Source organism: Erythrobacter sanguineus (assembly GCF_900143235.1).
Taxonomy (GTDB): Bacteria; Pseudomonadota; Alphaproteobacteria; order Sphingomonadales; family Sphingomonadaceae; genus Erythrobacter; species Erythrobacter sanguineus.
This window is the reverse complement of sequence record NZ_FRDF01000010.1, coordinates 1-22,588: the sequence shown is the minus strand read 5'-3', so window position 1 is coordinate 22,588 and position 22,588 is coordinate 1. Positions and strand designations below refer to the sequence as shown.

The window sequence follows — 22,588 nt, the reverse complement described above, 5'->3', positions numbered from 1 at the left end:
GCCTGAAGAAAAGCAGTGCTTCGACAGGCTCAGCACCAACGGAATCGAGATTCTTATGACCAGACGCGCCGCCATTTGCACTCCGCTTCGCACCCCGGTGGGCAAGTTCCTCGGCGGGCTTTCCAGCATGAACGCCGGCCAGTTGGGCGCGGTGATCCTCAAGGCCTTGATGGAACGCAGCGGGATCGATCCCGCGCGGGTTGATGACGTGGTCTTCAGCCAGGGCTACGGCAATGGCGAGGCGCCCGCGATCGGCCACTGGGCTTGGCTCGCGGCGGGCCTGCCGATCGAAGTCCCCGGTTTCCAGCTTGATCGCCGCTGCGGATCGGGCGTGCAGGCGGTGGCGACGGCAGCAATGATGGTCGAAACCGGGATGGCCGATGTGGTCGTCGCAGGCGGGGTCGAGAGCATGTCGAACGTGGAACACTATACCCTTGCCGCGCGTGGCGGCGTGCGGATGGGCGACATGGTGCTGCATGATCGGCTCAGCCGGGGCCGCGTGATGAGCCAGCCGGTCGAGCGCTTTGGCGTCATCACCGGGATGATTGAAACCGCGGAAAACCTCGCCAAGGATTACGACATTTCGCGCGAGGCGGCGGACGCGTTTGCCGTGCGCAGCCACCAGAACGCAGCGCAGGCATGGGCCGAGGGCAAGTTCGCCGAGCAACTTGTGCCCGTCGCAGTCCCGCAGCGCAAAGGCGATCCGGTCGTGTTCGATCACGACGAAGGGTATCGCACCGATGCCAGCATGGAGACGCTGAGCGCACTGCGCCCGATTGATGGGAAACGCGACCCCGCTGCCATCGTCACTGCCGGCAATGCCAGCCAGCAGAATGATGCGGCCGCCGCCTGTCTGGTGGTCGCGGAGGACAAGCTGGAGGAACTGGGCCTTGCCCCGATGCTGTGGTTCGGTGGTTGGGCAGCAGCCGGATGTGACCCGTCACGCATGGGCATCGGGCCCGTCCCGGCGGTGGAGCGCCTGTTCGAACGGCGCGGTTACAGTTGGGACGATATCGGGCTGGTCGAACTCAACGAAGCCTTCGCGCCGCAGGTGCTTGCGGTGCTCAAGGGCTGGGGCTGGTCGGAGGACGACAGCCGCCGCAATATCCTCAACGTCAACGGATCGGGCATCAGCCTCGGCCATCCGATCGGCGCGACCGGGGGACGCATCCTTGCCGATATGGCGCATGAAATGCACCGGCGCGGGGTGCGCTACGGGCTTGAAACAATGTGCATCGGCGGTGGGCAGGGGATCGCCGCGGTGTTCGAGCGCGCCGAATGAACGATTTTTCCGCATGGATCGGGCGCGAGAAACGCAGCGCTGACCGGCTAGATGAAGGGCTGGCTGCGCGCTGGCTGGCGACTTTCGACCTGCCTCACCCGCACCCGCCGATCATGCCGCAGGGCATCCATTTCGCGCTCTGCACCCCGCAAGCGCCGACTGCGCAACTGGGCGAGGATGGCCACCCGGCGCGGGACGACAACCCGGACAGCTTCCTGCCCCCCTTCCCGCTGCCGCGCCGGATGTGGGCCTCCTCGAGGATCGCCTTCCAAGCACCCATCGCCATCGGCGCGGTGATCCAGCGCAGCAGCCGGGTAATGTCGGTGAGCGAAAAGGACGGCGGATCGGGGCGGCTCGCCTTCGTCGACGTCGAGCATCAGACGCATGCCAACGGCACCGTGGCCGTGATCGAGACGCAGACATTGGTCTATCGCGAGGGGGCAAGCCCTGAGGCGCCGCTCTCGCCGCCGCCTTTGGCTGATGTGCAGTTCGATCCAGCCGGCTGGAACACGCACCGCGTTCTGACACCTGATCCGCGCCTTTTGTTCCGCTATTCGGCGCTGACCTTCAACACCCATCGCATCCATTACGATGCGCCCTATGCGCAAAGCGTCGAGCGGTATCGCGGGCTTGTCGTCCACGGCCCGCTGACGGCCAGCCTGCTGCTGCAACTGGCCGCCGCCGAACTGGGCGAGAACCGTTTGCGGACGTTCCGGTTTCGCGGCCTGTCCCCGGCCATCGCGGACGAACCGCTGCATCTGGTGATGCGCAAGGGCGAGAAGGGGTATGACCTTGCCGCCTTCGCGGATGACGGGCGGCAGGTAACGCAGGCGAGCGCGACGATCTGACGCGCGCGCCACCTTTGCCCCCATCCCTGCCTAATCGAACCCCGCCTGATCGAGCGGATAATCTGCAATCGGCCGCATTACCCCATAGGTTTCTGGCACCGGTTCACGCCCGAGATCGGGGAAATCAATCGCTGGCGGATCCTTGTGCGTATCGGGCACCCGGTCGAGCAGGTCGCGGATCAGCGTCAGCCGACCGCGCCGCTGGTCGTTGAAATCGACCACCGTCCACGGCGCATGGTTCGTGTGGGTCGCGGCCAGCATTGCCTCGCGCGCGGCGGTGTAATCATCATATCGGGCGCGCGCGGCAAGATCGACGGGCGAGAGCTTCCAGCGCTTCAGCGGGTCTTCCAGCCGTTCACGCAACCGCTCTTCCTGCTTGGCCTGATCGGTCGCCAGCCAGTATTTGCACAGCAATATGCCATCATCCACCAGCAGTCTCTCGAAGGTCGGCACGGCTGCCAGAAACGCCTCGGACTGGGCCTCGGTGCAATAGCCCATCACTTTCTCGACCCCTGCGCGATTATACCATGATCGGTCGAACAGCACGATCTCGCCCGCGCTTGGCAGGTGGGGAACATAACGCTGGAAATACCACTGGGTCAGCTCCGCTTCGCTGGGCTTGGAAAGCGCCACGGTGCGGCACTGGCGCGGGTTCAATCTGTTCCGCACGGCGGTGATTGCCCCGCCCTTGCCGGCGGTGTCACGTCCTTCGAACAGCACCACGATGCGCGCACCTGTCGCCTTGGCCCAGCGCGCCATGCTGACCAGTTCCAGCGTCAGCGGTTCCAGCGCCTCTTCGTATTGCTTGCGCTTTATGCCCATCACTATCTCCCCATTTGTCCTTGCAGACCTGCGATGGTAGTATCATTTGCAACGATATGGCCACGCTCGCAGATCCCACCCCCGATTACACGATCCTGCCCGAAATGGCGGACGATATCTTCACAGCACCGCTGGCCCGCCCCGCCCATGTGGCAGAGGACTGGCTCGAGCCCCGGCAGGCCGATTACACCGCGGAAGATCATGGCGTATGGGATGATCTTTTCGCCCGGCAGCTGGATATCCTGCCCGGCCGCGCGGCAAGCGCTTTCATGACAGGTCTGGAAAAGCTCGATCTGGGGCGCGGCGGGGTGCCCGAATTCGGACAATTGTCACAGGAACTCAGGCAACTCACCGGATGGAGCGTTGTCCCGGTGCCGATGCTGATCCCCGATCACGTGTTCTTCTGGCACCTTGCCAACCGCCGTTTTCCGGCAGGCAATTTCATCCGCACGCGCGAGACTTTCGACTATATTCAGGAACCCGACGTGTTCCACGACGTGTTCGGCCATGTCCCCATGCTGACCGATCCGGTCTATGCCGATTACATGCAGGAATATGGCCGCGCCGGGTGGAAGGCGATGCGGTACAACCGCCTGAAGGCTTTGGGCGCGCTGTACTGGTACACGGTCGAATTCGGGCTGATCCTCGAAGGCGGCAAGGATTTGCGGGCCTATGGCGCAGGCATCCTGTCGGGGCCGACCGAGGTGCGCTTTGCGGTGGAGGCGCAAAGCCCCAACCGCATCATGCTCAATGTCGACCGGGTGATGCGCACCGATTATGTGATCAGCGACCTGCAACCGACCTATTTCGTGGTCGAGAGCTTTGAAGATCTTTACCGCCAGACCGTGGAGCGGGATTTCGACCGGCTCTATCGCAGCCTTCCGGCGGGCTTCACCTATGCCAATTCAGCCGTGATCGATGTCGATAATGTGTTGCACCGGGGGAGCCAGGAATACCATCTGCGCGGCGGTCGCGGCAGCGGGGCGCGTCCGGTCTAGGCGTTGACCTTGCGCCGGTGAAGGGCGTGGTAGAGCACCAGCATGATGGCGGTCACCGCCAGCGCCACACCCAGGCCCAGGAACGAGAGGCTCCCCAGCATTGTCCCGCCATTGGCGACAACCCCGGCAACCAGCGACACCACGATCCCGCCTGCAATCTGGCGCAGAATCGCACCCGGCGCTTCGGTGCGCGCGATGATCGAGGCCAGCCAGCCCAGCGTCGCCCCCAACACGATCAGCACCAGTAACGCCATTATCCCATCAATCTCCAGCAACGGCAGGTTTGACATCTGCCGTGTGGGGAGAACCCGTGTGGTGCGGACTGGTTCCGCGTGATGTGCATGGGGCTCAGAAGAAGTAGAGCAGCGCGCAGCCCAGCGCGATCCGGTAGAGCACAAATACCAGCATCGATGCGCGCTGCAGGAACTTCATCAGGAACGCCATGGTCGCAAAGGCGGCGACAAAGGTCATCGCACCTGCGATCAGCGCATCAAGCTGCATCTGGCTGCTGGCTTCGGCCAATTCCAGCACCGCGAGCAGGCCCGCCCCGGCCACCGCCGGGATCGCCAGCAGGAAGGAAAAACGGGCGGCCTCGACCCGGTCATAACCGAGCGCGCGGGCCGCAGTCATGGTCGCGCCGGAACGGCTGGTTCCCGGTATCAGCGCCATCGCCTGGGCAATGCCCACCAGAATGGCATCACGCAGCGTCAGATCCTCGAACCGCTTTTGCTGGCGGCCAAACCGGTCGGCAATGCCCAGCAGGACGCCGAAGATGATCAGGTTGGTCGCGACCAGATCGGTGCTGCGGAAACCATCCAGATAACCGCCGAGCTTGAGGAACAGGCCCAGCGCAACCGCCGGGATCGTGCCGGCCACGACCCACAGGAACAGCCGCCGCTGCAACGGGTCCTTGCCCAGCCCGATGGTCGCAAAGCCGCCGCGCGCAAGCCCGAAGACATCGCGCCAGAAATAGATGATGATCGCCATCAGCGACCCGACATGAACCGCGACATCGATCAGCGGACCCTGATCGGGAAAGTCGGTCAGGAACGGGATGAGGATCAGATGGCCTGACGAGGAAATCGGCAGGAACTCGGTGATCCCTTGGACGACAGCAATGATGACAAGCTGGATAAAGGTCATGGCGAGCGTCCCTTGGCAGGGGCGCTGGCCAAGTCAATCAATTTGCCGCCGGGCATCGCCAGCAGATTACCTCACCAGATCCGCACGCGCTGATCGGGCGGCAGATACAGCGCATCGCCCGGCTTCACGCCGAAGGCTTCGTACCATTCGTCCAGATTGCGCACGACGCCGTTGACCCGGTATTCCTCGGGGCTGTGACTGTCGGTGCGCAGGCGGTTGCGGTAATTCTCTTCGCGCTGGGTCGAACGCCACACCTGCGCCCAGGCCAGGAAGAAGCGCTGGTCGCCGGTCAGCCCGTCGATCACGGGAACATCTGTGTCCCTGGTCGCGATCTTGTAGGCGCGGTAGGCCATGGAGAGGCCGCCGACATCGCCGATGTTCTCACCCAGGGTCAGGCGGCCGTTGACGCAGGTTGCGCCATTGTCGAGCGGACAGAAGGCATTATATTGCGCCACCAGCCGATCACCGAGGGTGTCAAACGCCTTGCGGTCTTCATCGGTCCACCAGTTGCGCAGTGCGCCGGTGGCATCCGACTTCGAACCCTGATCGTCGAAGCCGTGGCCGATTTCGTGGCCGATCACCCCGCCAATCGCGCCGTAATTGACCGCAATGTCGTTGCTAAGCGCGAAGAACGGCTGTTGCAGGATGCCGGCAGGGAAGACGATCTCGTTCTTGGTCGAGTTGTAATAGGCGTTCACCGTCTGGGGCAGCATGAACCATTCGGTGCGGTCGATCGGCTGGCCCAGCTTCGCCACGTTGTCGGCCATGCCCCACTCGGCGGCGGCCATGCGGTTGGCGATCGGATCGCCCGACGTGATGGCGAGGCCTTCATAGGTTTCGAGGTTGGGGCGATAGCCGATCTTGGGGTCGAAACTGTCGAGCTTGGCGCGCGCCTGTATCTTGGTTTCCTCGCCCATCCAGTCGATTTCGGCGATGGATTCGCGCAAGGCAATCCGCAGGTTGACGACCAGTTCATCCATCGCTGCCTTGTTTTCGGGCGGGAAGTAGCGCTCGACATAGGCCTTGCCGATCAATTCGCCCAGCAGGCTTTCGGATTCGCCGATGGCGCGCTTCCAGCGCGGGCGCTGTTCAGGCGTGCCGCGCAGGGTCTTGCCGTAGAATGCAAAGCTGGCAGCGTCGAAGCGCGAAGGCAGCACGGCGGCGTGATCGGACAGGAATTCCTTCGCCATCCACGCCTGCAAGGTGGCGACCGGGGTTTCGCCGAGCAATGCGAACATCCCCGGCAGGCCGGTGCCAATCCTGGCGAGGGTGGCATCGTCCAGCCCAAGAGTTTCGATTTCTTCCGGGGTGGGCGGCATCAGGCTGACGACGAAGCCGGGGCTGTTGGCAACACCGATGGCAGCGAGCATCGCGGACACCGGCACCGCGCCGCCGATACCCGCCAGGTCTTCAGCGGTCAGCAGGTTGTAGGTGAGGTCCCGGTTGCGGCGCACGGTGCGATCCCACGCGACAGTGCGGGCGATGCGGTCTTCGAAGGCATAGACCGCTTCGGCGGCGGCGGCGGGGTCCTGATAGCCCGCCTCTGCCAACAGGAACGCAAGGTAATCCTTGTACTTAACCTGGATGCCGCGGCCCTTCTCGCTATCGTCGAGGTAGTAATCGCGGTCCGGCAGGCCCAGTCCGCCAAAGCTGACCGAGGCGATGTGGCGATCGGGCTGTTTGGCATCGACGCTGACGCCCGCGCTGATCAGGCTGGCATAGCCGGGCGCGGCCCAAAGCATCGCGAGATCATCGAGACTGGTCGCGCCGAAGATCCGCGCCAGATGCGGCTGCGCCGGGGCGAGGCCCGCCGCTTCGATGGCGGCGATATCGAGATAGGACGTGTAAGCAGCCACGATCCGGCGCTCATCCACGCTCAGGCTTGCGGCATCCTTCGCCAGCAGTTCGTCCATCAGCGCCTTGACGTCAGCGGTGCTCTTTTCGCCAAGCAGCGTGAACGCACCGATCCGGCTGAATTCCGCCGGGAGCGGGTTGGCGGCGATCCACGGCCCGTTGACATAGGCGTTGAAATCATCGCCCGGCTTCACGTCGGTGGCCAGCAGATCGGGGTCGACGCCCCACTCGCCAAAGCTCATGGTCGGCAGCGCGGGCGCGGTGGCTTCGCTGTCTTCCAGCAGCAATTCGATGCCGCCTTCATGGCTCTGGGTATCGTCACTGGCGAAGGCAGGCGCAGCCAGCGCGAGCGCGAACAGGCTGGCGCCGATAAGAGCGGAGGTGCGGATCATGGTGGTTTTCCCGAGAGCTTGAACAGGATTATGCGACGCACCGCTCCTAACGCAGCCGGGCGCGAAAGGTTGCCCTTTATCCGTCAGACCCGACGCTTCGTCGAAAAGCGCCCGCGATCCTGCCGTTTCAGGCGGCGTCTGCGGCGAACTGCAGCCGGGCGAGCCGCGCATAAAGCCCGCCCGCCTTCGACAGCGCATCATGCGTTCCCTGTTCGACGATCCGGCCTTCTTCCAGCACCACGATCCGGTCAGCCGCGCGCACAGTGGCAAGGCGGTGAGCGATAACCAGCGTGGTGCGGTTCTTCATCAGCTCTTCCAGCGCCTGCTGCACCAATTGCTCGCTTTCGGCATCGAGCGCACTGGTCGCCTCGTCGAGCAGCAGGATCGGCGCATCGCGCAGCAGCGCGCGGGCGATGGCGACGCGCTGTTGCTGGCCGCCCGACAATTGCGTGCCGCCCTCGCCCAGATAGGTATCGAGACCCCGTGGCAAGGCACGCAGGAAGGCCTCGGCATTGGCGGCGCGGGCCGCGTCCCAGATGTCCTCGTCGCTGGCGTCCCACTTGCCATAACGCAGGTTATCGCGGGCATTGGCGCTGAACAGCACCCCGTCCTGCGGCACCAGCGCCAACCGCGCGCGGATATCGGCCGGATCAGCCTTGGTCAGCGGAATGCCGTCCAGACGGATGGTGCCAACCTGCGGATCGTAGAAACGTTCGACCAGCTGGAAGATCGTGCTCTTGCCCGCACCCGAAGGGCCGACGATGGCAACTGTCTCGCCCGGTTCGATCTCGAGCGTGAAGTCCTTCAGCGCCGCCGTTTCCGGCCGCGCCGGGTAACGGAAGGTGACATTGCGGAACGACAGGCTCCCGCGCGCCGGCACGGGCAGCTTTTCGGGGCGCACCGGAGGCGCAATCTCGGGACGGGCCTCGAGCAGTTCGGCCAGCCGGCTTGCTGCGCCTGCACCGCGCAGCAATTCGCCGTACACTTCCGTCAGCGCACCAAAGGCCCCGGCAACGATCATCGCGCCCACGATGAAGGACAGGATCGTGCCGCCGGTGATTTCTCCTGCTGCCACCCCTTCGGCACCGCGCCACAGCAGCAGCACGATCGAACCGAAGATCGCCAGAATGATCACCGCGGTCATGATCGAACGCAGCACGATACGCCGTCGCGCCGTGTCGAACGTCCGCTCCACCGCGCCGCCAAAACGATCCGCCTCGCGGCTTTCCTGCCCAAAGCTCTGAACCACTTTCATGGCGCTCAGCACCTCGGTCACCATCGCGCCGACATCAGCCACGCGGTCCTGGTTGTCGCGCGAAAGCAAGCGGATCTTGCGGCCGAAGAACACGATCGGCAGGATGATGCCGGGGATGCCCACGGCAAGCCAGACGGTCAGGCCGGGCAAAAGCCAGAACAGGTAGATCGTCCCGCCGACGCCAAGGAACATGTTGCGCAGCGCCACCGAAACCGTCGTCCCGACCACCGTTTCAATGATCGCGGTGTCGGATGTCATCCGGCTCGAAATTTCCTTGGGGCTGTTTTCCTCGTAGAAACTCGGGCTGAGCCTGAGGAGGTTGCGCTGCACCTTGCGGCGGATATCGGCGACCACGCGTTCACCGATCCAGCTGACGAAGTAGAACCGTGCCGCCGTACCAAAGGCGATCACCAGCACGATCACGAACAGATAGCGGAACCAGCGCCCGACATCGCCCGCGCCCTCGATGCCGTTTACACTGCCGAAACCGCGATCGACGATCAATTGCATCGCCGCCGGGATCGCCAGCGTCCCCGCCGCGGTAATGGTCAGCGCGATCAGGGCAAACATGACCTGGGCCGGGTATTTGGCAGCCTCGCGATAGACCATCCGCAAAGGCGCAAGCGAGCGGGCGCGCGCCGTTGCCTCGGCCTCGTCGAGGGCCGCCGCGGCTGCGGCATCCACTGCGACCGGCTCGAAGACCTGCTCCGACCCGTCGCCAGCCGATTGGGTTGTGTCCAGGTTTTGGGGGGTATCGCCATGCATCACGCCGCCGCTCTAGCCACGCCCGCGACGAATTTCACGTGCAAAAAGCAACAAAGCGATGGCAACGCGCCGAAGCGTGACAATATTGTGCATTGCACAATGGCGCGCAAAGGCCCATTTACAGGTGGCAGGTGCCCGGCAGAGAGGCGCCATAACGTTCGTCGCACAGGGGCTTCTTGATGCTTTACCATGCCTATGAACTGCAACGCAGCTGGATGAACAGCGCGAGCGCGCTGGCTTCGATCAGCGCCGGAATGCTGTCGAACCCGGCCAATCCGTTCGCTTATCTCGGCATGGGGCCAATGGCTGCAAGCGCGCTTGACGTGTTCGCCCACGCTACCGCGCATTATGGCAAGCCCGCCTTCGGCATCACCGAAGTGGAAATCGGCGGCAAGGCCCACGCGGTCACTGAAAGCGTGGCGATAAAGCGCCCGTTCGGTGATTTGCTGCACTTCACCGTCGAAGGCGCACCGGCAGATCGCCCGCGCCTGTTGATCGTCGCTCCAATGAGCGGCCACTACGCCACACTGCTGCGCGGCACGGTCGAACGGATGCTCGAATCCGCTGAGGTGTTCATTACCGACTGGGCCGACGCCAAGATGGTGCCGACCGACGCAGGCAAGTTCGATCTCGACGATTATATCGACTACCTGATCGAATTTTCGGAACATATCCATGGCGAAGCCAGCGGCCAGCGCATCCACATGATGGCGGTGTGCCAGCCAAGCGTCCCGGCCTTTGCCGCGACCGCGCTGATGAACCTTCACAAATCGCCCGCAACGCCTGCCACCCTCACCATGATGGGCGGCCCGATCGACACCCGCGAATGCCCAACGGCGGTCAACAACATGGCGATGCAGCGCCCGATCGAATGGTTCCGCCAGACCGTGATCGCCACCGTGCCGATGAAATACCCCGGCACCGGACGGCGGGTCTATCCGGGATTCATGCAGCTCAACGCGTTCATGTCCATGAACCTGTCGGGCCACATGATGAGCCATTACGAGATGTTCAAACACCTGACGGTGGGCGATGATGCCAGCGCGCAGGCAACCAAGACTTTCTACGACGAATACCGCAGCGTGTGCGACATGACCGCCGAATTCTACCTCCAGACGGTGGAAGAGGTGTTCCAGACCCACTCGATCCCCAAGGGCGAATTCCGCCACAAGGGTGAACTGGTCGACATCACCCGGATCACCGACACCGCGCTGCTGGCGATCGAGGGCGAGCGTGACGACATCTCGGGCCTTGGCCAGACCCGCGCGGCGCTGAAGCTGACCCCGAACCTGCCCGAGACGATGAAGCGTTACTACATGGCCGAAGGCGCAGGCCATTACGGCATCTTCAACGGCAGCCGCTGGCGCGACAAGGTCGCCCCGGTGGTCGATCAATGGATCGCCGCCCACGCCGGGTAGAGACGAATCGCCAGCGCACCCTGCCAGTTCAGTTATCGTGCTCCTTTCCTGTCTGTTGGAGACAGATGAGACACTGTCCAGAGACTGAAAACCCTTCCCTGCAAAGCGCACGGGGAGCAGCGGATGATCGGGCTGTGCAGCAGTTCATGACCACCACCTGCCACCCCCGCAGCGGGTAGGAAAGCCGGAGCTTCAGGAAGCGACCGCCTTGCTGGCAAAGCACGGCAACAAATCTTGACAGGGACACAAGTGATCCGGTCGCCCGAACCGTTTGGGAATTCGCCTTCTGATAGGTATCGAGTGAGACGGGAAAGGTTTCGGACGCAACGGGTCCGACAATTTGGGGGCAAGGATCATGGCACTGAAAGACTTTGCAGGAAAAATCGCGGTCATCACCGGCGGCGGAACGGGCATGGGGCGCGAACTGGCGCTGGCTCTGGCTTCTGAAGGCTGTTCCGTCGCGATGTGTGATGTGTCGGCGGCCAACATGGCGGAGACAGAGCGCCTCTGCCGCGCCGCCGCACCGCAGGGGACGATGGTTCATTGCACCCGCGCCGATGTCGCGATCGAAGCGGAAATGAATGCATGGGCCGACGAGGTGCGCAGCGCGTTTGATACCGACAAGATCCATCTCTTGGTCAACAATGCCGGGATTGCCGGCGGCGGCAGCTTTGTCGTGGGCGATCGCGCTGCATGGGAGCTGACGTTCAACATCTGCTTTTACGGTGTTATCCACGGTGTACGCGCATTTTTGCCGCTGCTGAAAAACGCCGATGCGGGCCACATCGTCAACACTTCCAGCATCAACGGCTTCTGGGCAACGCTTGGGCCGCAGCGTCCGCATACCGCCTATTCGGCGGCAAAATTCGCGGTGAAGGGCTTTACCGAGGCGCTGATCAATGATCTGGCCATCAACGCGCCCCATATCACCTGCTCGGTCGTCATGCCGGGCCATATCGGCACCGAAATTGCGGGCAATTCGATGCGCATTCAGGGCGCCGTCGAAAAAGAGCTGAATTTCATTCTCGAAACGCAGGGTATCGATCCGGCAACCTTGAGCGAGGATCAGATCATCGAACTCGCCAATGCCGATTTCCGCGATAACGCGCCGATGTCGTCGGCCGAGGCGGCGCGGGTGATCCTCGAAGGGGTCAAGGCAGGGCAATGGCGCATTCTGGTCGGCGCGGATGCCACGGCGCTCGATCAAGCGGTCCGCGCGAATCCGGAACAGGCCTACACGCAGGGTTTCATGGACGCATTGCAAGCCGATGGCCATTTTCTGACCATCTAGATGTGGCGGGTGCGGCGTGAAGGTCCCACCGACAATGAAGCGAAATCCTCGGGATTTGACCGGACGGGCACAAGCGCTTTTGTAAAACGGAATCTGTCCGTCCGCGCTCCCGCTCATCACCAACCCTGCGCCACCCGCCCGAAAGCGGACATGGCGCAGGACAGGGTGTTCAGACCGCCACTTTGGCCAGCGCGGCGACGAATTTCGGCAAGTTTGCCATCGTCAGCCCGGCGATGTTGATACGGCCCGAGCCGGCCATGTAGATCGCGTGATCCTCGCGCAGGCGGGCGACTTCCTCCTTGGTGACGGGAAGCATCGCGAACAGCCCGTTCTGGGTGCCCAGCGGGGTCAGGTCGATCCGCCCAGCACAGCCGGTGGCCGCCAGCGCATCGCGCACGCTTCTCATCCGGGCCCGCATGGTATCAAGCTCGGCGAGCCACGACTTGGTCATGTCCGGATCGCGCAGGATGATCCGCACCGCCGCGCCGCCGTGATCGGGCGGCATCGACCAGCACGCCCGGGCCAGCGCATTGGCATTGCTGAATGCGGTCTGGATCGTGTCCTGGCCCTGCCCGAGGATGTAGAAAGCGCCCACACGGTCGCGATACTGGCCGAAATTCTTGTCGCAGCTATAGGCGATGAAGGCTTCGGGCACGGCGGCCAGCACGGTGCGCATCCCGGCTGCGTCTTCCTCCAGTCCGTGGCCAAGGCCCTGATAGGCCACATCGATGATCGGAAAGGTGCCGCTGGCGGCAAAAGCCTCGGCAATCGCGGTCCATTCGGCGGGTGTGTAATCGATCCCGGTGGGGTTGTGGCAGCAGCCGTGCAGCATCACCGCCGCATCGGCACCCGCACCATTGATCGCGCCCAGCACCGCATCGAGATTGGCGCTGCCATCGAGATTGGCGTGGTCGAAGGGCACCAGCTCCATGCCAAGGTCGGCAAGGATCTGCGCATGGTTGGGCCAGCTCGGCACGCCCATGTGGACGCGGCGGACCCCGGCCTTCTGTGCCAGCGCCAGCGCAAGGCGCACCGCGCCGGTGCCGCCCGGGGTCTGCATCCCGGCAATCCGCCCGCCCATGGTCGGGTCGGCGCCGAAAATATGGGGCATCAGCGCATTGACGAAGCCCATGTCGCCTTCGGGGCCGAGATAGGACTTGCTGTCCTGTTCATCGACCAGCTGCTGTTCAGCAGATTTGATCGCGGCAAACACCGGGGTGTCGCCATCATCGGTGCGATAGACCCCGACACCGAGGTCAATCTTGTCCTCACGCGAATCTTCGCTGTAGAGGCGGATCAGGGCGAGCAGCGCATCGGGCGCCTGGGGGCTGAGTCGGTCAAGCATCATGGCACGGCCATGGCGCGGGCAGAGCCGCATCGCAACCGGGTTTCGTGCAATTTTCTAAAACGGCAGCCAACGCTGTTTCTTGGAGAACTTCATGTAACCCGCATTGACCCCGAGCCTGAGGCCCGCCCCCATGCGGATCGGGATCAGCACCACGTCGCCCCAGCGCAGGTAGCTGGCGTGCAAGCCGCCGACGAAATAGGCCTGCCCCTCGCCCGCAGGGAAGCGTTTGAACAGGTCTTCGCTGTCATAGAGGTTGTAGACCAGCACAAAGGTGTTGGCAGCATTGGCCCCGGCGTCAAAGCCGATCGAAGGCCCGGTCCAGTAGACCTGCTGGGTGCCTTCGATCTTGTGGTGCAGCGTGCCCGAACCGTAACGCGCGCCGACGATGAAGGCTCCGCCCGCCTCGCGCCCGACGATATAGGCATTGGGCTTGCCCTGCTTTTCAAGCAGGTCCTCGATCATCCGCGCGACACCTTCGGCACCCTTGCCGAACACGCCTTCGGCCGCGCCGATCAGATCGTCCTCGGCATAGGTGCCATCGACCGGAGTTGCCGCAGGCGCAGCTTGCGGCGCGGCAGGCTCGGAAGTGGCGGGAACAGCCGGAGCCGCAGCATAATCACCAAAGCTTTCCTCAAAAGCGGGGCTGGGTGCCGGATCTGGCGCTGGTGCTGGTGCTGGTTGCCCCTCAGGCGCGATCAGATCGCCATCAATGCTGCCTGCCTCAGCTTGCTGCGCCGTAAAGGCCTGATCAGGGTCGAACCGCTCCAGCTCCTGCGCAGCGGCGGGCCCGGCCAAAGCAAGCATCGCCAGCAACCCGGCGACGATGCGCCCCAGCTGGCGGCAGCAGGTGGCAGTTTGTCCATACAATCCGGTCATGTAGCAGCCTCTTCCCGTGAACGCGCCAATCGTCGCAACGTGGCACTATGGCAAAGAATCCCAATTTCTGCCCGGCGCAATCACGCATCGCCGGAGCGAATCGGATTTGCGACAAGGCGTTCCCAGCTAGGGCGGCAAGGCTGAACCTGCGCCGAATTGCGGGTTCGCCCCGCAGAAAGGCGGAACGGGATTTTTCGTTTTTATCCCAAGCCACCTTGCCGCTGGCGTTCAGGGCCATTATAGCGCGCCCCTCGAAGCCTCGCTGTTGCCCGGAGACGTGGGTGAGTGGCTGAAACCAGTTCCCTGCTAAGGAACCGTACTCTATCAGGGTACCGAGGGTTCGAATCCCTCCGTCTCCGCCACCTGCCTGCTTTCGGCTTTGTGCCGTCAGCAGGTGATGTTCTGCTGATCCGGACGTATCATCAGGCCATGGAGGCACCGGTTTTTCCGCGATGACCATGATACCCTTGTGGCGCCGCTGGCAATTTCGCGCCGCTGGCAATTGGCCCTGGTCATGATCCGCGCCGGACAGCATCCCCGGCGGGCTCGCCTTGCGCTGCGCGGGAATCGCCCGCCCATCCGGCCAGGCTTCAAGATTTTGAAAGTTCCTCAATGAGATCGATTTTGCGTCTGTCTGTCTGTGTCCCCGCCCTGCTGCCATGCGCGCCGCTGGCGGCGCAGGATGATGCAGATGCGGCGGATGATCAGCGGCCCGAAATCATCGTCACCGGGCGCGGGCTCGACCCGGCGCTGTCGACCAGCATCTATGCCACCACCACGATAGAGCGCGAGACGATCATTTCCAGCCCATCGGGCCGGATCGAGGATGTGTTGCGCAATGTCGCAGGGTTCCAGCAATTTCGCCGCTCGGACAGCCGTTCAGCCAACCCGAGCGCGCAAGGCGTGACGCTGCGCGCGCTGGGCGGCAATGCGACCAGCCGCGCGCTGGTGCTGCTCGACGGCGTGCCAGTTGCCGATCCGTTCTTCGGCTACATCCCATTGAGTGCGATCGCGCCCGAGACACTGGGGCAGATCCGGGTGACGCGCGGCGGCGGGTCGGGGCCTTTCGGCGCAGGGGCGCTGGCAGGCACGATCGAACTGGAAAGCGCCGATCCGGGCGCAACCGGGCCAGTGCTTGGCAGCGCGGCAATCAACCACCGCGCCGAAACCGAGGCGAGCGGCGTCGTGACCCAGCGTCTGGGCAGCGGTTTTGCGGTGGCCAGCGGTCGCTGGGACCGCGGGCAGGGGTTTTTCACCACCCCCGCCGACCAGCGCGTTCCGGCCACCGCCCGCGCCGGTTTCGACAGCTGGCAGGCGGGGTTGCGCGGGGTTGCGCCGCTGGCCAGCGACATCGAATTGCAGGCGCGGGTCAACCTGTTCCGCGACGAGCGCACCTTGCGCTTTCACGGTGCGGATTCGACCAGCGAAGGACAGGATGCCAGCATCAGGATCGTCGGGCGGGGCAAATGGCAGTTCGATGCGCTCGCCTATGTCCAGGCGCGCGATTTTTCCAACATCGTGATCAGCTCGACCCGGTTTGTCCCGGTGCTCGACCAGCGCAGCACGCCTTCGACCGGGATCGGCGGCAAGTTCGAACTGCGCCCGCCGGTTGCCGAGGCGCATGAAATCCGCATCGGCCTCGACTATCGCCGCGCCGACGGGGAGCTGCAGGAAGACGCGATCAGCGCCTTTACCGGGCGTATCACTGAAAATCGGCGCGCGGGCGGCACCACCGGCAATCTCGGCCTTTTCATCGAGGATGACTGGCAGATCGGCCCGCTCCTCATCAATGGCGGCCTGCGCGCTGACCGCACCAGTATCACCAATGGCTTCTACCGCGCGGTGACGCCTGCCGTCGCGCTGGTAAGCGAGATCATCGCCGCCGACCGGTCCGACTGGGCGCTAAGCTGGCGCGCGGGTGCGCTGATCCACGCGACCCGGCGACTCGATCTGCGCGCGGCGGCCTATACCGGGCTGCGCCTGCCGACCCTGAACGAGCTGTACCGCCCCTTCGTGGTGTTCCCGGTCGTGACCCAGGCCAATGCCGATCTGCGCAACGAGCGGCTTGAGGGGTTCGAGCTGGGGCTGGACTGGCAACCGGTGAACGCGGTCGTGCTGTCGCTCACCGCCTTTGACAACAAGGTCGAGGACGCGATTGCCAATGTCACGATCAGCCCCAATCTGCGCCAGCGGCAGAACCTGCCTGCGATCAAGGCGCGCGGGATCGAAGGCACGCTTGCGGCGCGGTTTGGGCAGGTGAGCATCGATGGCTCGCTGACCTTCACCGATGCCGCAATCCGGGGCGATGGCGCCGCGATCGCGCTGGACGGCAACCGCCCGCCGCAGGTGCCCGAATTTTCCGCGTCTCTGACCTTCGGCTGGCGACCGGCGGCGGGCTGGCAAGTGGCCGGGACGCTGCGCCACGTGTCGGCCCAGTTCGAGGACGACCGCGAAACTGACCGGCTGGCACCCGCGACCACGGTGGATGCCTTCCTTGCCGCGCCGCTGATGGGCAGATTGTCGCTGGTCCTGCGCGGGGAGAACCTGACGGACGAGACGATCATTACCCGCAATCAGGGCGGATCGATCGATCTCGGCGTGCCGCGCACCATATGGCTCGGCCTGCGCTACGGGTTCTGACCTGCGATACTAACGCGAACTGGTGTTGCAGTCGTTCCAGTAATCGACATAGCTGTGGCAGGAATTGCGCGCGCCGGAAAAGCGATCAACATAGCAAACCTTGCGCTGCGGGCAGACCTTGATCTCGCGCGGGCGGTAGGCGGGCGGTGTGTTCATCCGGTCGAAGATGCCCGCCACCTGCGGACGCAAGCGGTTCATGTCGCCCTTGATCTTCGCGTCCCCGTGGCGCGCGGCCAGATCCATCCAGTGCAGGATTTCATCCTGATGCTTCTTCACGTCGCGGCGCTGCAGCAGCGCGCTGGCGGCAATCACCGCCCCGCGGTTGACGAGATCGGCAGCCGAAAATGTCGCGTGGACATGACCGCGTTCGGCAGCCTGCTTGAGATATTCCAGCCCCTTGCCCGGGTTCTTGCGCGTGCCGATCCCTTCGACATGCAACAGCCCCAGCAGGAACAGGGCATCGACATGTTCGGTCGCGGCGGCGGATTCGAGGTGGCGCAGCGCCTTTTTCTCGTCCTTGTTCCTCCCCTGAACAGGGGAGGCCCGCAAAGGCGCGGCGGGTTGGGTACCGGGCTAGAATTTCCTGTTGGCCGGATTGGCTTCGTGCGCGCGAAGTTCCGATAGCTTGGTGCAGGCGGCTTGCAGCTTGTGTGCATCGCATGCCCGTTCAAGGAATGTTTCGGATTGCTCCCAGCTCCGCAAGTCCTTGTCAAAACCGAACATATAGGGCGGGCAGAACCTGCCCCCGAGCGTGAGGCAGGAATCACCGTCGCCAAGATCACAGGCACGCTCCCAACCCCAGATCTGCTCGCGCTGGAGCGCAGCCTCGAACATCGCCTTTGCGCCGACGCTGGTGGCATAGCGCGTGCAGGAAGGCGCATGGCCGCGCTCGCAATTGCCTGCCAACAGCTTGCGCGCGGCTGGCTTGTCGTTGGCGAGCAAGGCTTCGGCGCGGGCGAAAGCATCATCCGGCGATTGAGAATCCTGTGCTGCTGCGGGAACAGCCAGCGCCGCCAGTGCGGCCATGGCAATGCCGCAGATCCGCGCCCCAAGGTCATTGATTGCATTGACTTGCCCCCTTGTTTGCCGCGGCAGGTCAACAGGCCGTTGTCAGCCCGCCTTGGCAAGCCTTCCTGCGAAAATCGGCGGCAGCGCCAATGTCAGGCGTCGGATTGCGATCGGAAGCAAGCAGCCCGGCCAGTTCGCCGCAGGCCGCGGCAAGGCCGTGGCCATCGCAGGCCTTGCGATAGCTCGCATCGGCCCCGGCCCAGTCCTTGGTCACGGCCGTCACTTTCATCGGGCTTTGCTCGCGCGCATGCTCAAGGCACCCCTCGCCATCGCCGAGGTCGCAGGCACGTTCATATCCGAACAGCACTTCGCGCTTGGCAGTGTCGTTGCCCATGAAAGCATCGCCGGTCTGGCTGAAACCGTAACCGAAACAGGCGCGGGCATGATCCTGCAGGCACGCGCGATAATAGAAATCATGCATCTGCCCGTCCTCGGCCAAGCTGCGCGGCGTCTTTGCGCCGAACGCCTCGGCAGTGCCAAACAGGCTGTCCGCCAGTGCGCGATCCTTCGGCGCATCCTTGCCAAATCCGAACCGCCGGTCGCAGGCCCGCAGATCATTGTTGAAGCTGTCTTCGACGAGCAACTTGGCCTCGATCCCCCGCCCCATCGCCTGAGCATCCCCCAGGATGCTCGCCTGGATCTCTTGCGAGTTCGCCTTGGGATTATCTGGCGATGCTTATGCAGCGCCGTTGCTGCGCGCCGCGCGCGCGGTTCAATAGCAGTCGAAATCGAGCAGCGTCGTCCCAGCCGTCACGCCGCGCGTGCGGGCCTGACGCGTGATGCAGGTACCGAAGGTCTCGTCGCTGCGGCGCGGATCGTTGCCGAAGCCCGCTCGCGGTTGCGACAGCGGCGCCCATGCCCGCGCCATCTGTTCGGAAAAGGCGCGTTGGTTGTTCGCGTTTTCGGCCTGCTGGTAGCGCTTTTTCCACGTCGTGCAGTTCTTGCCCCCGAACCGACAATAGACCTCGACCTCGTAGGCAAAATTGCCAAGGGTCGACATGTCCGGCCCCTGCGTGTCGATCATGTAGACAAACTCGGCCTGCCGCACATTGGGGGCGATCTGTTGCAGGATCGCAAGCGATTCCGCGTCACCCTTGCGGGCGGCGGCGAGATTATCGCAGGCAGGCTTCACCCCGCCGTCGCACGCTGCCTTGTAGAGTGAAAGCGATTGCGCCGGATCGAGCGCGCCGCCGCGTCCGGCCTCGACCAGCACCGCAAGGCTGTTACAAGCCTCCGTGATCCCTCCGCCGCAAGCAGTCTCATGCGCCTTGCGGGCGGCGGCATCATCGCGCGCGCCGCCAACGCCGTCGCGGTACATCACCCCGACATTGAAACAGGCGCGTTCATGACCAAGGCTGCAGGCGCGCGAAAAATGCGTGCGGGTCGCCGGCATATCGCCCGCGCGATAGGTTTTCCCCCCCTCGCTCCATGCCTTTTCGGCCTGCCTGGAAGGCTTTCCTGCCTGAGCGGCATGGGCAGCCGGGACAAGCCCGAAGGCGGCGATCAGGGCGAATAATGCGCACAGCAGGCGTGGGCCGCGCATGAAAGGCTCTCCTCTCCTTAACGGATCAGGATCGCTTATTATGGAGGCTATCCGGACTTTCCATCCCCCGAACAGGGGAGGCGGCGCTATTGCAGCGTCACGATTTCCTCGCCGCCGTCATGCCGGCCATAGAACTGCATGAACTGTACCAGCAATTCGCAACGGTCGGTCAGGGTTTCGGCTTCGAGCAGCGCCTGCTTGCTGGCCGGATCAAACGGCGCGATCTGGGAAACCCCGTTGATGAGCGAGCGATCATCCAGCCGCTCGACCGAATCCCAGTCAACGCTGTATCCCTGCGCGTCGGCAAATCGCCGCGCTTCGCGCTCGAACCCGCCGCGCTGGGCGTGGCTCAGGGTCTCGTCCTCGTCCTCGTCGTAGGTTTCGGCCTCGATCTGGCGATAGGCGGTGGTGACATCCAGTTCGCGCACCAGCCGGAAACGCGTCACGCCTTCAAGGATCAGGTTGTAGCGCCCATCGTCCATCGCCTGGATCTCGCCGATCCGTCCGACACAGCCGACGCTGTAAAGCGATGCGCCATCGTCCGGACGTTGCGGCTGGATCATCGCGATCTGGCGGTCACGGATCAGCGCATCGCCAACCAGCGCGCGGTAGCGCGGCTCGAAAATGTGGAGCGGCAGTTGCAGTCCCGGAAACAGCACCGCGCCGGTCAGGGGAAAGATCGAAAGGCGTCTGGTCATTGCAGCGCTCAGCCGAACAGGATCTTGGACAGGCGACGACGGGTGGCGACGACCCATTCGTCCTCAAGCCCGATCGCCTCGAAAATCTTGAGCAGCTTGGCCCGCGCTGCGCCCTCGTTCCAGTCGCGGTCAGAAGCGACCATCGCCAGCAGCGTGTCGGCCGCGGCATCGCGCTGACCGGCGGCAAAGGCGCCTTCGGCAAAGGCGAACTGCGCGTCCATATCGGCAGGATTGGCTTCGGCGGCGGCGCGCAAACCGGCCAGCTCGCCATCATCGACCTTGGTCGCAGCAAGCTCGATCGCGCTACGGGCAGCGGCAATGGCAGGATCGGCGGCGAGGCGCGGATCGGTCTCGATCGCCTGCATCACGCGCGTGGCTTCCTCGACCTGATCCATCTGCACCAGCGCCCGCACCAGACCGGCATGGGCCGGTGCATTATCGGGCGCGAATTCGGTGATCTGGGCGAAAATTCCCGCCGCGCGCTGCGGATCATCACCCGCCAGCGCCTCTTCACCCATCTTCACATATTGCGCGAGCTGCTCGGGCGAAGGGCCTTGCGACGCAGCCTCGCCGGTGCCTCCCTCCTGCACCGGTAATTGCGCCAGCAACTGGTCGAGCGCCTGGCGCAGCTGCGATTCACTGCGGGCACTGGTAAGGTCGGCAACCGGCTGCCCCTGGAACATCGCATAGACGGTGGGGATCGATTGCACCTGGAACTGCGCGGCGATGAACTGGTCCTCGTCGACATTGATCTTGGCCAGCACCACGCCCTTGTCCGCATATTCGCCGACGACCTTTTCCAGCATCGGGGCCAGCGCCTTGCACGGTCCGCACCATTCGGCCCAGAAATCGAGGATGACGAGCTTGGTCTGCGACGGCTCGACCACGGCCGTGCGAAAGCGCTCGACCGCCTTCTGTTCGTCAATGCTCAGTCCCATGCTGGCCAAAATCGTGCTCCTGTCATTATACGTTGCGGGCTGCTTGTCCGCCCCAATGTGGGGCATCTTCGGCGGATGTGAAGCAGCGATTTGTGCTGGCGGTTCACCGCGGACCGATCAAGCCCCTGCCGCGCGGAATTTTGCGCTTGCAGGTGTGCCAAGGCGCTGCTACTCGCGCCGCCTCTCCAGCAGCAACCGCAGCTTTTGCGGATTCTGCCAGCGCCAGTGAGCGGGCGTAGCTCAGGGGTAGAGCACAACCTTGCCAAGGTTGGGGTCGAGGGTTCGAATCCCTTCGCCCGCTCCAATGATTTCAATGCTTTAGCTGATGAGGCTTTTGCTGCTTAACGCAGCCTTCCATGCTTTCGTTTTGTCGGCGTTCTAATTGCAACAGTCGCGCAAATATGGTGAGAATTCAGCGTTTTGAAGAATTCCCGATGCGATGTCGTCGAAACGAACGAGTGGCATTGCGGCTATCGCTGTTCTCAGATCTCGCTTGAAAACGGATGAGCGAGCTCATCCGTACCGCTTTGAGCCTGGTTCGAGCAATGCCGAACCCCAGAGAAGCCAGATTTGGGTACGAGGAGCCGTCAGGGTCGAGCACCGTTCGCCAGCGTTCCAATTGGAACAGTTTGCCCTGACAGAAAGCCTAATCGCTCCAAGTCATTGAGCAGGTATCATGGCAGCTTATGGGCCAGGAAATAAATGGCGGGTTGCTATCCAAACCCGGTCACTCCCGGTCGTGGAGTTGAATGTCGGGTTTTGCCAACAGCCGCTGTTCCGTTTTCGGGATCGCGCAACAACCGCGCTCATGACCGGTATTGGGTGGATTCCGGAATGGCGGCAACGCTCATTCCTCGGTAGTGCTTGCGTGGTAAAGAGGCGGCGCCGCTCGCTACTCTACCTAAGGCACATCAAAGCGCCCATAGGTCGGCGTGCCGCCCGTCAGTTGATCCACCGCAAACCTGACCGAAGCCTCGACGCCGGCAGCGGTCTGCGCCTGATTGTTCGTGTCGAAACCGTGCCCGGTGCCGACCAGCGTGTAGAACGCATAGCGCACGCCCACCGCATCGGCCCGCGCCGCCAGATCACGCGAGACCTGGATATCTACCAGCGGGTCATTTTCGCCATGCAGGATGAGGAACGGAACCTCGCCCGCTTCAAGGTCACTGATGCGGAAAAGCTCGCCCCACCAAGCGTGTCCCCCGTCAGCACCAATGGCACAGATTTGAGGTTGTGATTTAAGGAGGGTTGGGGCTTCGTCGTAGTGACGAAGGAACGAAGATGAAGACCCAACCCTCCTTGAAGAAATCGCCCCCCAAGAAGGCCCCTGCCGAGCGGGTGGTGAAGGACATCCGGCGTGCAACCCGTCGCCATTTCTCGGCTGAGGACAAGATCCGCATCGTGCTCGA

The 22,588-nt window shown here is 63.6% G+C and carries 20 protein-coding genes and 2 tRNA genes; 9 read left to right on the top strand and 13 right to left on the bottom strand.

All coding sequences use genetic code 11. From position 1 onward, the window contains the following. Positions 1-55 precede the first annotated feature (55 nt). Both BUA05_RS09315 and BUA05_RS09310 read left to right on the top strand, forming a co-directional pair. Positions 56-1,282: an acetyl-CoA C-acetyltransferase gene (locus BUA05_RS09315; RefSeq protein WP_072674481.1), complete on the top strand. Its 1,227-nt coding sequence runs from the start codon at positions 56-58 to the stop codon at positions 1,280-1,282. Beyond that, positions 1,279-2,130 carry an HTD2 family dehydratase gene (locus tag BUA05_RS09310; RefSeq protein ID WP_072674479.1) on the top strand — a complete coding sequence of 284 codons (852 nt, stop codon included), beginning with the start codon at positions 1,279-1,281 and terminating at the stop codon, positions 2,128-2,130. The genes BUA05_RS09315 and BUA05_RS09310 overlap by 4 nt, the downstream gene beginning before the upstream one ends. Before the next feature lie 30 nt (positions 2,131-2,160). Here the strand turns inward: BUA05_RS09310 and ppk2 are convergent, their stop codons facing one another. Next, entirely contained in the window at positions 2,161-2,952 is a 792-nt protein-coding gene (ppk2, locus tag BUA05_RS09305) for a polyphosphate kinase 2 (RefSeq protein WP_072674477.1), read from the bottom strand. 56 nt (positions 2,953-3,008) lie between these two features. Here ppk2 and phhA point away from each other — a divergent pair, with 56 nt between their 5' ends. Then, on the top strand, positions 3,009-3,950 hold the full coding sequence (gene phhA, locus BUA05_RS09300) for a phenylalanine 4-monooxygenase (protein ID WP_084662567.1): 942 nt from the start codon (positions 3,009-3,011) through the stop codon (positions 3,948-3,950). Here the strand turns inward: phhA and BUA05_RS09295 are convergent. From BUA05_RS09295 to BUA05_RS09280, 4 genes are all read right to left on the bottom strand, one after another. After that, the gene (locus BUA05_RS09295) at positions 3,947-4,240 is read right to left on the bottom strand and encodes a GlsB/YeaQ/YmgE family stress response membrane protein (protein ID WP_245790154.1); all 294 of its coding nucleotides are present in this window, start codon (positions 4,238-4,240) and stop codon (positions 3,947-3,949) included. The two genes, phhA and BUA05_RS09295, sit on opposite strands and share 4 nt — an antisense overlap. 58 nt (positions 4,241-4,298) lie before the next feature. Further along, positions 4,299-5,093: an undecaprenyl-diphosphate phosphatase gene (locus tag BUA05_RS09290; RefSeq protein ID WP_072674474.1), complete on the bottom strand. Its 795-nt coding sequence runs from the start codon at positions 5,091-5,093 to the stop codon at positions 4,299-4,301. A gap of 71 nt (positions 5,094-5,164) precedes the next feature. Beyond that, positions 5,165-7,339 (bottom strand): M13 family metallopeptidase, encoded by a 2,175-nt coding sequence (locus BUA05_RS09285; protein ID WP_072674472.1) that lies wholly within the window; start codon positions 7,337-7,339, stop codon positions 5,165-5,167. A 127-nt stretch (positions 7,340-7,466) separates the two neighbouring features. Further along, positions 7,467-9,203, bottom strand: a complete 1,737-nt coding sequence (locus BUA05_RS09280) for an ABC transporter transmembrane domain-containing protein (protein WP_086616545.1) — start codon at positions 9,201-9,203, stop codon at positions 7,467-7,469. A gap of 335 nt (positions 9,204-9,538) precedes the next feature. Between BUA05_RS09280 and BUA05_RS09275 the strand changes: the two genes are divergently transcribed. Continuing rightward, entirely contained in the window at positions 9,539-10,777 is a 1,239-nt protein-coding gene (locus BUA05_RS09275; RefSeq protein WP_072674470.1) for a polyhydroxyalkanoate depolymerase, read from the top strand. A 355-nt stretch (positions 10,778-11,132) separates the two neighbouring features. Beyond that, positions 11,133-12,068, top strand: a complete 936-nt coding sequence (locus BUA05_RS09270) for an SDR family NAD(P)-dependent oxidoreductase (protein WP_211277620.1) — start codon at positions 11,133-11,135, stop codon at positions 12,066-12,068. 169 nt (positions 12,069-12,237) lie between these two features. Here the strand turns inward: BUA05_RS09270 and BUA05_RS09265 are convergent, their stop codons facing one another. Together BUA05_RS09265 and BUA05_RS09260 are read right to left on the bottom strand one after the other, a co-directional pair. Then, complete coding sequence (locus BUA05_RS09265; protein WP_072674646.1) at positions 12,238-13,413, bottom strand: amino acid aminotransferase; 1,176 nt, start codon at positions 13,411-13,413, stop codon at positions 12,238-12,240. A 57-nt stretch (positions 13,414-13,470) separates the two neighbouring features. Further along, the gene (locus tag BUA05_RS09260) at positions 13,471-14,292 is read right to left on the bottom strand and encodes a DUF1134 domain-containing protein (RefSeq protein ID WP_072674469.1); all 822 of its coding nucleotides are present in this window, start codon (positions 14,290-14,292) and stop codon (positions 13,471-13,473) included. Positions 14,293-14,563: 271 nt separating this feature from the next. Between BUA05_RS09260 and BUA05_RS09255 the strand changes: the two genes are divergently transcribed. Together BUA05_RS09255 and BUA05_RS09250 are read left to right on the top strand one after the other, a co-directional pair. Beyond that, positions 14,564-14,654, top strand: a tRNA-Ser gene (locus BUA05_RS09255). 250 nt (positions 14,655-14,904) lie between these two features. Then, on the top strand, positions 14,905-16,932 hold the full coding sequence (locus BUA05_RS09250) for a TonB-dependent receptor (protein WP_072674467.1): 2,028 nt from the start codon (positions 14,905-14,907) through the stop codon (positions 16,930-16,932). Between the two features lie 9 nt (positions 16,933-16,941). Here BUA05_RS09250 and BUA05_RS09245 read toward each other — a convergent pair whose 3' ends face one another. From BUA05_RS09245 to BUA05_RS09220, 6 genes are all read right to left on the bottom strand, one after another. Further along, the gene (locus BUA05_RS09245) at positions 16,942-17,481 is read right to left on the bottom strand and encodes a tetratricopeptide repeat protein (protein ID WP_072674466.1); all 540 of its coding nucleotides are present in this window, start codon (positions 17,479-17,481) and stop codon (positions 16,942-16,944) included. Between the two features lie 24 nt (positions 17,482-17,505). Further along, the gene (locus BUA05_RS09240; protein ID WP_072674464.1) at positions 17,506-17,958 is read right to left on the bottom strand and encodes a hypothetical protein; all 453 of its coding nucleotides are present in this window, start codon (positions 17,956-17,958) and stop codon (positions 17,506-17,508) included. A 70-nt stretch (positions 17,959-18,028) separates the two neighbouring features. Beyond that, positions 18,029-18,607 (bottom strand): SEL1-like repeat protein, encoded by a 579-nt coding sequence (locus BUA05_RS09235; RefSeq protein WP_072674463.1) that lies wholly within the window; start codon positions 18,605-18,607, stop codon positions 18,029-18,031. A 105-nt stretch (positions 18,608-18,712) separates the two neighbouring features. Further along, positions 18,713-19,543: a tetratricopeptide repeat protein gene (locus tag BUA05_RS09230; protein WP_072674460.1), complete on the bottom strand. Its 831-nt coding sequence runs from the start codon at positions 19,541-19,543 to the stop codon at positions 18,713-18,715. 86 nt (positions 19,544-19,629) lie between these two features. Next, positions 19,630-20,241, bottom strand: coding sequence for an LON peptidase substrate-binding domain-containing protein (locus tag BUA05_RS09225; RefSeq protein ID WP_072674458.1), 612 nt, complete (start codon positions 20,239-20,241; stop codon positions 19,630-19,632). 8 nt (positions 20,242-20,249) lie between these two features. Continuing rightward, positions 20,250-21,179 carry a tetratricopeptide repeat protein gene (locus BUA05_RS09220; protein WP_072674456.1) on the bottom strand — a complete coding sequence of 310 codons (930 nt, stop codon included), beginning with the start codon at positions 21,177-21,179 and terminating at the stop codon, positions 20,250-20,252. 229 nt (positions 21,180-21,408) lie between these two features. Here BUA05_RS09220 and BUA05_RS09215 point away from each other — a divergent pair. Both BUA05_RS09215 and BUA05_RS14765 read left to right on the top strand, forming a co-directional pair. Beyond that, a tRNA-Gly gene (locus tag BUA05_RS09215) sits at positions 21,409-21,483 on the top strand. 435 nt (positions 21,484-21,918) lie between these two features. Then, entirely contained in the window at positions 21,919-22,416 is a 498-nt protein-coding gene (locus BUA05_RS14765; protein ID WP_178139167.1) for a hypothetical protein, read from the top strand. Positions 22,417-22,588: the final 172 nt, after the last annotated feature.